The following is a 9,379-nucleotide window of genomic DNA, read 5'->3' on the forward strand; positions in this document are numbered from 1 at the left end:
GTAACTACAATTCATAGCGGACTACTATGTTTACTTATTTATCCTTGTTACGAACAGTCGCTATAAAAATTTAATTAGGGGGCTTTCTTATGTCATTAAAACAAAAGGTTGGAATGGGAGTTGTCACAGCAACGCTTGGCTTATCCCTTACATTCGGCGGTGTATTCGCCTACTTCAGTAATTCAGAAACATCTAGTAACTCATTTCAAGCTGGAACACTAGACCTTTCTATTAATCCAAGTGTAATTGTTAATGTGAAAGATTTAAAACCAGGCGACTTTATTGAAAAAAATTTCACGCTTGAAAATAAAGGGTCATTGGATATTGCAAAAGTAGCACTTGAAACATCCTATGAAATTACAGATGCAAAGAAAAATAATGATGGTGAAGATTTAGGCGATCACATCATCGTCAAATTTTTAGTGAATGATGGAAAGCCATCTAATCCAAACGATGATCATGAAATTTTGTGGGAAACAAAACTATCAGAATTAAAAACTATGAAACCTGAAGATGTGGCTACTTCTCTAGAACGTCATAACTTAATAGACGGTATTAAATCTGGTGAAACAGATTATTTACACGTGCTCTTCTCCTTCGAAGACAACGAACAAGATCAAAATAAATTCCAGGGTGATTCCTTACAGCTAAACTGGACATTCCATGCAGAGCAAACACCAGGCACGGAAAAATAATTTTTAAAATATAAATTATCGGAGGCTTATACATGAAAAAGAAAAATCGTTTTGTTACCGGAATTGTAACGGCTGGCGTTCTGCTTTCAACTGCCCTTCCGTTCAATGTACTTGCTGAAAATCCTATTAACCAAATTGACTCTTCAAACGCCCAGTCTTTACTATCAAAACTTTCTAAAGAACAGCGTCAGGCATTACAAACGTTAGATGCCAACCCTGGTTTTACTATCTCTCCAGATATTAATACAAGTAGTTCTGAACCAGTAAATATCATTGTAGAATTTCAAACAGCTCCAGTAAAGATTAATGAATTAAAACAAAAAGAAAAAGGATTACAAGCTGCTCCTGAAAATATAAAAGCGCGTATTGATCAAGAGCATGAGGAATTTCAAAAAGGACTAAAACGCCTTTATCAATTTAGCCCATCAGTAAAGTCAGGGAACTTCCAGTCTGTACAAATTAAACGTTCTTATAAACATGCGATAAATGGTGTTGCGCTGACGTTACCTGCAAATACAGTAGAAGAATTGTTACGAATTGGCGTTGTAAAGCGTATTTGGAAAGATTATGAAGTGAAACTAAATTTACCAAAACAAGCAGAGCAGAAAGCACCTCAAAAACTAACAGATAGTATTCCGCAAATTGGGGTCGATAAGTTACATAGCGAAGGCATTACCGGAAAAGGAATTAAAGTTGGTGTATTAGATACAGGTATTGATTACAATCATCCTGACCTAAAAGACGTGTATAAGGGCTATCGCGCAAAACCTGGCGAAGACTCTAGCAAGGTAGATCCAAACTCAGTAAAAGGTTGGGACTTTATTAATAACGATGCAGATCCGATGGAAACAACTTATACAGAGTGGCAACAATCTGGCGCTCCTGAATTTGATGATCGTGGCTCTTCCTTCTACACAGCCCACGGTACTCACGTAGCAGGTATCGTTTCTGCGCAAAAGAAAAACAAATCAGATTCCGCAGTAAAAGGTGTTGCACCTGACATTGAACTGTATAACTATCGTGTACTCGGTCCATACGGAAGTGGCGATAGTTCAGGTATTATTGCTGCAATCGATAAATCTATTTCTGACGGTATGAACGTTATTAACTTATCGTTAGGTGACGAGAGCAACAATCCGCTTGATCCAACGTCTATCGCTGTTAACAACGCAATGCTTTCCGGTGTTGTTACAGTCGTTGCCGCTGGAAACTCTGGTCCAAATCCAGCGACACTCGGATCACCAGGTGCTTCTCCATTTGCAATTACGGTTGGAGCAAGTGATAGCTCTATTTCCTTACCGAAACTATCAAGTCATGCTGGACAAGTACAATTCCCTAACTTGATTTTATTTGGCAAAAACTTCACTGATAAAATAGAAGATTTCAAGGGACAAACGTTATCTATCGAATCGGTAGGAATCGGTACGCCTGACGAGTTTAGTAAAAAAGATGTAAAAGGAAAAATCGCTCTCGTTGCACGCGGTACACTGTCATTTGATGAAAAAATTGCGAATGCAAAACAAGCTGGTGCAAAAGCCGTTATTATTTATAACAATGTGGACGGAGAAATTCCTTTCTACGTTGGCGAAAGTACAAAATACATTCCCGCATTCCGCCTAACGAAAGAAGACGGTGAGAAACTAAAAGCTCAAATCGAACAAGGTAATACATCCTTTACCTTTGACGAACTTAGTTATATTCAAACAGAAGGCGATCATCTTGCAGACTTTAGCTCACGCGGCCCTGTTACATCAAATGATGATATTAAACCAGATATTACAGCGCCTGGTGTTGCTGTACTTTCAACAGTACCTGAATATATTAACGACCCACAAGAGGGCGAAAACTATGACGTTTCCTACGAGCGTATGCAAGGAACATCTATGGCTTCTCCTCATATCGCGGGCGTTGCTGCTCTTATTTTACAAGAACACCCAGAATACTCTCCATTCGATGTAAAGGCGTCTCTTATGAACACAGCTGATGATTTAAAAGAAAAGTATTCCGTATATGAAGTTGGAGCTGGACGAGTAGATGCGTACAACGCCGTTCATACGGAAACTAGTTTTAAAGTGCTAGATACAACAAAAACAGTTGTAAATGATGAAGTAATTGAAGTCCCTGAAGAAACTGGATCCATTGCATTCGGGAAGTTCTATCAAAAAGACGGTGAAGCTCTTGAACAAAAACGAAATATAAAAGTGGAAAACCATAATAAACAAGAGAAAAAAGAATTTAAAACAGAAATTTCTTATACACCAGCATCTTCTTCTATTAACGATGCTACCGCAAACGGTGTAAAAGTTTCTGTTCCAGAAACAATTACACTTGATGCTGGGAAAGCAGATGAAATTGAAGCAAAAATTAATGTTCCAGCCGGTGTAAAACAAGGCCGATATGAAGGATATATTCATATTACAAATACGAAAAATAAAGAAGAAACGTACCAAATTCCGTTCTCTATTCGTGTATCAGAACCTGGTATTGAAAATGCAATATTATCAAGAAAAGCAATTTCCACTGATACATCAAAGTTTAATCCATATGGTGAATCATATGTTCACGGGGCATTCCAATTAAATAGCGAACTTGAAACGTTAGACCTTATCGTGAAAGATTCAAAAACAAATAAAGCACTCGGCTTCATTGGGACATTAAACACGACTGGACTAAAAACGGATGTGTATTACTACTTAGATTCATTCTTTAACGGAAAAGTGTATCCTTTCACAAATGACCCTGCAAAACCAATTGGTGATGAGAAAATCAACTTACCAGAAGGAGACTATACAATAGAGTTTGTTGGCTATGATAAAGCTGGGAAAGCGCGTGTGAAAGGTGATTATGTCGTAATTGATAATACACCGCCAGAAGTAAAATTAACTGGATTAAAACCTGGTATTTATGAATTAAATGAAGAAAATTACACAGTAGAAGATGGTAAAAAAGCGTTATGGATTAAAGGAAATGTGTATGATTCGAACGTTGACTACTTAAAAGGAAAAGGATTAAACATTACGCAAGAAGCAAATGGAGTTATGTATTATGACTATTCTCCATACTTGCATAAGTTTTTACCTATTAATGCAAATGGTGACTTTAAAGTTGGCATTACTCCTGAATCCTTTAAAGTGGAAGGTCCAATGAACACAGGTGTATATATTTTCGATTATGCAACTGCAGGTCCTGACTATCCAAGCGGTGTAAATAATTATTGGTTTATCCCGCAAGGAGCTCAATATGCAAAGGCTAGTTATGATAAAAAAGAAGTATATAAAGGGGACGAGTTCACAGTAACCCTAAACGCGAAACACGTAAAACAATTCGTTGCTGGGGCATTTAACGTAAAATTCCTAGAGAAGAACTTCAAATTTGCAAATGTGAAATTGAATCCTGCTTTTGAAAAACTCCTTTCTGAAAAAGGGGTAACCGCAAAAATAAATGAATCAAAACTAGAAGAAGGTTCTGTTACAGTAGGCGGGGCTATTGATGATAAAAACTTCGCTGGATTAGATGGTGACTTCCCGTTCATTGATATAACTTTTAAGGTAGAAAATGATGAATTTTATGAAGCAAATGCTCAATTAGATTTATCAGTGTTCGCTTACTGGAAACAAGGTGAATCAGAGCCAAATAGAATGCGTGTCCTTCAAGATCAAACATTCTCAGTTATGTCTTTAAACTCACTAGTAGAAGGAAATATTAAACCTGGTGCATTCTTAAATGAACGTGGCTATTTAGATGAGAAATTCGATTATACAAAGCTTGGCGTAAAAGTATATGCAACAGATTCTTACCGTCATAAGTTTGAAGGCTCACTAGATAAATACGGATACTTCAAACTAAATGGACTTCCTGTTAATAAACGCGACTATAACTTATATGTAGAAGTACCAGGGCATTTAACAAGCCGACTAACAACGAAACTTGGTACTGAAAAAGACGGTAAGCTAATTGGCCAATATTATTATGCACGCCTTGATGAAAACCTTGCAGGTGATGTAAATGGCGATAAAGTAATTGATATAAAAGATGCTGAAATTATCGCTAGCAACTATGGTAAAAAAGGAGTATCTGTGAAAGACGGTGACCTAAATAAAGATGGTATTGTTGACGAAAAAGATATTCGCTTCGTTGAAAAGAACTTCTTGAAAAAAGGTCCCGATGCATCTAAATCACAAACACCTATTGAAAAATCAAAAAGCGGTACACTGGCAGATATTTTAAAGAAATTGGGATTAACGCCTAAAAAATGATAATAATAAAGAGCACTCTACGCAAAGTAGAGTGCTCTTTTCTATAAACGACCCTGATCCAGCAAAAGGGGTATATTGGGGATATACAAGGGAAACCGGAAAAGGAATTTATATTAAATTATATATAAATCCAGAAGTAAGAAGTAGTTCCCCACTTCTGGATTATTTAGCAATTATTATTATAGTACTGGTGCCATTGTTTCTTTTAATACTTTTACAGAATGAGCAAATTTCGCTTTTTCATCCTCATTTAACTCAAGCTCTACGATTTCACGTACACCTTCACGGTTAATTACAGCTGGAACACCTACGTAAGCATCTTTCTCACCGTATTGACCTTCAAGGTATGCAGATACAGTTAATACGCTGTTCTCGTTGTTTAAGATTGCTTTAGTTACACGAAGTAGTGACATACCGATTCCGTAATAAGTTGCACCTTTACGCTCGATGATATGGTAAGCTGCATCACGTACGTTTTCGAAGATTTTGTCTAAGTCTTCTTGTTTGTACTGTTCGTTGTTAGCTAAGATTGTTTCTAGTTTTTGTACACCGATAGTAGCGTGACTCCATACTGGAAGTTCAGTGTCACCGTGTTCACCAACGATGTAAGCATGAACGTTACGTGGATCTACATCTAAGTAGTCACCTAACATGTAACGGAAACGAGCAGAGTCTAAAGTAGTACCAGAACCAATTACACGCTCTTTTGGTAGACCAGATTCTTTCCAAGTTACGTAAGTTAAAATATCAACTGGGTTAGTTGCGATTAAGAAGATTCCATCGAATCCGCTATCCATAATACCGCGAACGATTTGTTTAAAGATTTTTGTATTTTTCTCAACTAAGTCTAAACGAGTTTCACCTGGCTTTTGTGGTAATCCAGCAGTGATAACTACTAAATCTGCATCTTTACAATCTGCATAGCTACCGCTCCAAACTTTTGTTGGTGATGGAGAGAATGGTACCGCATGGCTTAAGTCCATTGCTTCCCCTTCTGCTTTTGCTTCATTAACATCTACTAATACGAATTCTTCAGCTACACCTTGGTTAATCATTGAGTAAGCGTAACTACAACCTACAGCTCCTGTTCCTACTAATACTACACGATTGATACCTTTTTTCATGGTAATTTCCCCTCTCTATTGTTCACATATATTTTTTATGATTGTTTAAGTAATTAATTAAAATACTAATTTAATGTTGTTTAACTTCTTTACACTCATATTGTAGCACGTATTATTGTGAATTACTTCACAAATTATGACCTATTTGTGAACTTTTTCACATAGAGTGTAAAGTTATTGGAATAGGTGTGGAATCCATTTCAATGGAGGCGTTTTCTTTAGATTGTGAAAGGGATTTTCTTATGTTTTTGTCGGTAAGTGAAATTATATCGGCGATTTTTAGAATATATCGACTGTAACTCCAAATATATCAGCGATTATTGAAATTTATCGACCGTAACTCAAATTATATCGGCGATTTTTGCAATATATCGACTTACCGACAAAACTCGACAACGTTAGCATCATAAAAAAGCTGTCTCCAGTAGATCACCTATTGAAAGACAGCTTCTTCTATTTATACTATTTGTTTTCTGTGGTAGCGCCTAATACAGAAATTTCAATATTAAAAAGCTCAATTAAAGCATCCTTTAGTTGAGCGACCCATATTTCAATTTTTATTATTCAACTGTATCTAATAACTCTACAACTAATTCCTTAGGATTTTTCCAGCTATGATATATTTCTAAGTGCCATTTCGTTAATGACCTTGAGTATCTCTTTTTCTATCCAAAGTCCACTTTTACACAACAAAAAAGAGATAGCAGATTATGCTATCTCTTTTAATATGACCCGTACGGGATTCGAACCCGTGTTACCGCCGTGAAAGGGCGGTGTCTTAACCACTTGACCAACGGGCCAGTTCTGGCAGAGAAGAAGGGATTCGAACCCTCGCACCGCGTTCGCGATCTACTCCCTTAGCAGGGGAGCCCCTTGAGCCACTTGGGTACTTCTCTATAAATATGGCTCCGCAGGTAGGACTCGAACCTACGACCGATCGGTTAACAGCCGATAGCTCTACCACTGAGCTACTGCGGAACAATTATGGTGGGCCTAAATGGACTCGAACCATCGACCTCACGCTTATCAGGCGTGCGCTCTAACCAGCTGAGCTATAGGCCCATAATTGAAAAGCGGGTGAAGAGAATCGAACTCTCGACCAGAGCTTGGAAGGCTCTTGTTTTACCACTAAACTACACCCGCATTAAATTGTAAATGGTGAGCCATGAAGGACTCGAACCTTCGACCCTCTGATTAAAAGTCAGATGCTCTACCAACTGAGCTAATGGCTCATTTTGAAAGTGGTGCCGGCTAGAGGACTTGAACCCCCAACCTACTGATTACAAGTCAGTTGCTCTACCAATTGAGCTAAGCCGGCTTGCGACTTCAAAATGGTGGCTCGGGACGGAATCGAACCGCCGACACGAGGATTTTCAGTCCTCTGCTCTACCGACTGAGCTACCGAGCCTTTATGTAAAAATGGCGGTCCCGACCGGGGTCGAACCGGCGATCTCCTGCGTGACAGGCAGGCATGTTAACCACTACACCACGGGACCTTGGTTGCGGGGACAGGATTTGAACCTGCGACCTTCGGGTTATGAGCCCGACGAGCTACCAGACTGCTCCACCCCGCGACGATAAAATATTTAATTAAGAAAAAATGGAGGAGGTAGAGGGATTCGAACCCCCGCGCGACTCTCGCCGCCTGTCGGTTTTCAAGACCGATCCCTTCAGCCGAACTTGGGTATACCTCCGAGATATAAACTTCTAATGGTGGACCTTGTAGGACTCGAACCTACGACCGGACGGTTATGAGCCGTCTGCTCTAACCAGCTGAGCTAAAGGTCCTTTATGGTAGCGGCGGAGGGGATCGAACCCCCGACCTCACGGGTATGAACCGTACGCTCTAGCCAGCTGAGCTACACCGCCATAAATGATATTAAAATGAGTGGAGCCTAGCGGGATCGAACCGCTGACCTCCTGCGTGCAAGGCAGGCGCTCTCCCAGCTGAGCTAAGGCCCCATGTTTTTTGGGAATATCGGGAAGACAGGATTTGAACCTGCGACCCCCTGGTCCCAAACCAGGTGCTCTACCAAGCTGAGCCACTTCCCGTTAATAAAAGCGCGCCCGAGAGGAGTCGAACCCCTAACCTCTTGATCCGTAGTCAAACGCTCTATCCAATTGAGCTACGGGCGCATATGGTGCCGAGGGCGGGGGTCGAACCCGCACGGTGGTCACCCACCGCAGGATTTTAAGTCCTGTGCGTCTGCCTGTTCCGCCACCCCGGCATGTCATATTGAAAATTGGAGCGGAAGACGGGATTCGAACCCGCGACCCCAACCTTGGCAAGGTTGTATTCTACCACTGAACTACTTCCGCAAGACATGTATGAGTTATTTAATTAAAAGTGCGGGTGAAGGGAGTCGAACCCCCACGCCAAAGGCGCCAGATCCTAAGTCTGGTGCGTCTGCCAATTCCGCCACACCCGCATATTAATTTATTTAAGAAAAATGGGGCGACTGATGGGAATCGAACCCACGAATGCCGGAGCCACAATCCGGTGCGTTAACCACTTCGCCACAACCGCCATGATTTCTGGTGCCGACTAGAGGACTTGAACCCCCAACCTACTGATTACAAGTCAGTTGCTCTACCAATTGAGCTAAGTCGGCTAAATGGTGGAGGATGACGGGATCGAACCGCCGACCCCCTGCTTGTAAGGCAGGTGCTCTCCCAGCTGAGCTAATCCTCCATTTGCCTGGCAACGTCCTACTCTCACGGGGACAAGGTCCCAACTACCATCGGCGCTAGAGAGCTTAACTTCCGTGTTCGGTATGGGAACGGGTGTGACCTCTCTGCCATCATTACCAGACTGTATTCATTTAAGACAAGAATTATTGTAACTCATTTAACTTTGAAAGTCAACAAGTTTTTTTATATTCTTTCAAAACTAGATAACATTGCTTCATATTATATGGTTAAGTCCTCGATCTATTAGTATTCGTCAGCTCCACATGTCACCATGCTTCCACCTCGAACCTATCAACCTGATCATCTTTCAGGGATCTTACTAGCTTACGCTATGGGAAATCTCATCTTGAGGGGGGCTTCATGCTTAGATGCTTTCAGCACTTATCCCTTCCGCACATAGCTACCCAGCTATGCCCTTGGCAGAACAACTGGTACACCAGCGGTGCGTCCATCCCGGTCCTCTCGTACTAAGGACAGCTCCTCTCAAATTTCCTACGCCCACGACGGATAGGGACCGAACTGTCTCACGACGTTCTGAACCCAGCTCGCGTACCGCTTTAATGGGCGAACAGCCCAACCCTTGGGACCGACTACAGCCCCAGGATGCGATGAG

Annotated in this window: 3 protein-coding genes, 22 tRNA genes and 2 rRNA genes (1 of these 27 cut by a window edge); 2 read left to right on the forward strand and 25 right to left on the reverse strand. The window is 40.8% G+C overall.

The genetic code is table 11. The features are described 5' to 3' along the window. The first annotated feature begins 89 nt into the window (after positions 1 to 89). Both PSR14_RS26155 and PSR14_RS26160 read left to right on the forward strand, forming a co-directional pair. Positions 90 to 695 carry a CalY family protein gene (locus PSR14_RS26155; RefSeq protein ID WP_000053957.1) on the forward strand — a complete coding sequence of 202 codons (606 nt, stop codon included), beginning with the start codon at positions 90 to 92 and terminating at the stop codon, positions 693 to 695. 32 nt (positions 696 to 727) lie between these two features. After that, on the forward strand, positions 728 to 4,951 hold the full coding sequence (locus tag PSR14_RS26160) for a S8 family serine peptidase (protein ID WP_000728882.1): 4,224 nt from the start codon (positions 728 to 730) through the stop codon (positions 4,949 to 4,951). A 179-nt stretch (positions 4,952 to 5,130) separates the two neighbouring features. On the opposite strand, the gene PSR14_RS26165 is transcribed toward PSR14_RS26160, so the two are convergent. The 25 genes from PSR14_RS26165 to PSR14_RS26285 form a co-directional block, all read right to left on the reverse strand. Further along, positions 5,131 to 6,075 (reverse strand): L-lactate dehydrogenase, encoded by a 945-nt coding sequence (locus tag PSR14_RS26165; RefSeq protein ID WP_000715338.1) that lies wholly within the window; start codon positions 6,073 to 6,075, stop codon positions 5,131 to 5,133. A gap of 728 nt (positions 6,076 to 6,803) precedes the next feature. Beyond that, positions 6,804 to 6,875, reverse strand: a tRNA-Glu gene (locus tag PSR14_RS26170). A gap of 5 nt (positions 6,876 to 6,880) precedes the next feature. After that, positions 6,881 to 6,971: transfer RNA gene (locus PSR14_RS26175), tRNA-Ser, on the reverse strand. Positions 6,972 to 6,978: 7 nt separating this feature from the next. Then, a tRNA-Asn gene (locus tag PSR14_RS26180) sits at positions 6,979 to 7,053 on the reverse strand. 7 nt (positions 7,054 to 7,060) lie between these two features. Beyond that, a tRNA-Ile gene (locus PSR14_RS26185) sits at positions 7,061 to 7,137 on the reverse strand. 10 nt (positions 7,138 to 7,147) lie between these two features. Beyond that, positions 7,148 to 7,218 (reverse strand) — tRNA-Gly (locus PSR14_RS26190). A 13-nt stretch (positions 7,219 to 7,231) separates the two neighbouring features. Continuing rightward, a tRNA-Lys gene (locus PSR14_RS26195) sits at positions 7,232 to 7,307 on the reverse strand. Positions 7,308 to 7,317: 10 nt separating this feature from the next. After that, positions 7,318 to 7,393, reverse strand: a tRNA-Thr gene (locus PSR14_RS26200). Positions 7,394 to 7,407: 14 nt separating this feature from the next. After that, a tRNA-Phe gene (locus tag PSR14_RS26205) sits at positions 7,408 to 7,483 on the reverse strand. A 12-nt stretch (positions 7,484 to 7,495) separates the two neighbouring features. Beyond that, positions 7,496 to 7,571, reverse strand: a tRNA-Asp gene (locus tag PSR14_RS26210). Position 7,572: 1 nt separating this feature from the next. After that, positions 7,573 to 7,649 (reverse strand) — tRNA-Met (locus PSR14_RS26215). A gap of 27 nt (positions 7,650 to 7,676) precedes the next feature. Continuing rightward, positions 7,677 to 7,769: transfer RNA gene (locus PSR14_RS26220), tRNA-Ser, on the reverse strand. Positions 7,770 to 7,786: 17 nt separating this feature from the next. Continuing rightward, positions 7,787 to 7,863, reverse strand: a tRNA-Ile gene (locus tag PSR14_RS26225). A 4-nt stretch (positions 7,864 to 7,867) separates the two neighbouring features. Further along, a tRNA-Met gene (locus PSR14_RS26230) sits at positions 7,868 to 7,944 on the reverse strand. Positions 7,945 to 7,964: 20 nt separating this feature from the next. Then, positions 7,965 to 8,037: transfer RNA gene (locus PSR14_RS26235), tRNA-Ala, on the reverse strand. Between the two features lie 16 nt (positions 8,038 to 8,053). Further along, positions 8,054 to 8,127: transfer RNA gene (locus tag PSR14_RS26240), tRNA-Pro, on the reverse strand. Positions 8,128 to 8,137: 10 nt separating this feature from the next. After that, positions 8,138 to 8,211: transfer RNA gene (locus PSR14_RS26245), tRNA-Arg, on the reverse strand. A gap of 3 nt (positions 8,212 to 8,214) precedes the next feature. Then, a tRNA-Leu gene (locus PSR14_RS26250) sits at positions 8,215 to 8,303 on the reverse strand. Between the two features lie 16 nt (positions 8,304 to 8,319). Continuing rightward, a tRNA-Gly gene (locus PSR14_RS26255) sits at positions 8,320 to 8,394 on the reverse strand. A 29-nt stretch (positions 8,395 to 8,423) separates the two neighbouring features. After that, positions 8,424 to 8,504: transfer RNA gene (locus PSR14_RS26260), tRNA-Leu, on the reverse strand. Positions 8,505 to 8,526: 22 nt separating this feature from the next. Then, positions 8,527 to 8,602, reverse strand: a tRNA-His gene (locus PSR14_RS26265). Positions 8,603 to 8,611: 9 nt separating this feature from the next. After that, positions 8,612 to 8,687, reverse strand: a tRNA-Thr gene (locus tag PSR14_RS26270). Positions 8,688 to 8,691: 4 nt separating this feature from the next. Next, positions 8,692 to 8,767, reverse strand: a tRNA-Val gene (locus PSR14_RS26275). 4 nt (positions 8,768 to 8,771) lie between these two features. Continuing rightward, positions 8,772 to 8,887 (reverse strand): 5S ribosomal RNA (rrf, locus tag PSR14_RS26280). Between the two features lie 102 nt (positions 8,888 to 8,989). Next, positions 8,990 to 9,379, reverse strand: a 23S ribosomal RNA gene (locus PSR14_RS26285); it runs 2,533 nt beyond the window's last position.

Origin of the sequence: Bacillus sp. A01H (genome assembly GCF_045277205.1) — a bacterium.
GTDB lineage: Bacteria > Bacillota > Bacilli > Bacillales > Bacillaceae_G > Bacillus_A > Bacillus_A paranthracis.

Bases quoted from the DNA above. Each gene is read 5' to 3' on its own strand.
- PSR14_RS26155 (WP_000053957.1), top strand. From the start codon at position 90: ATGTCATTAAAACAAAAGGTTGGAATGGGAGTTGTCACAGCAACGCTT.
- PSR14_RS26160 (WP_000728882.1), top strand. From the start codon at position 728: ATGAAAAAGAAAAATCGTTTTGTTACCGGAATTGTAACGGCTGGCGTT.
- PSR14_RS26165 (WP_000715338.1), bottom strand. From the start codon at position 6,075: ATGAAAAAAGGTATCAATCGTGTAGTATTAGTAGGAACAGGAGCTGTA.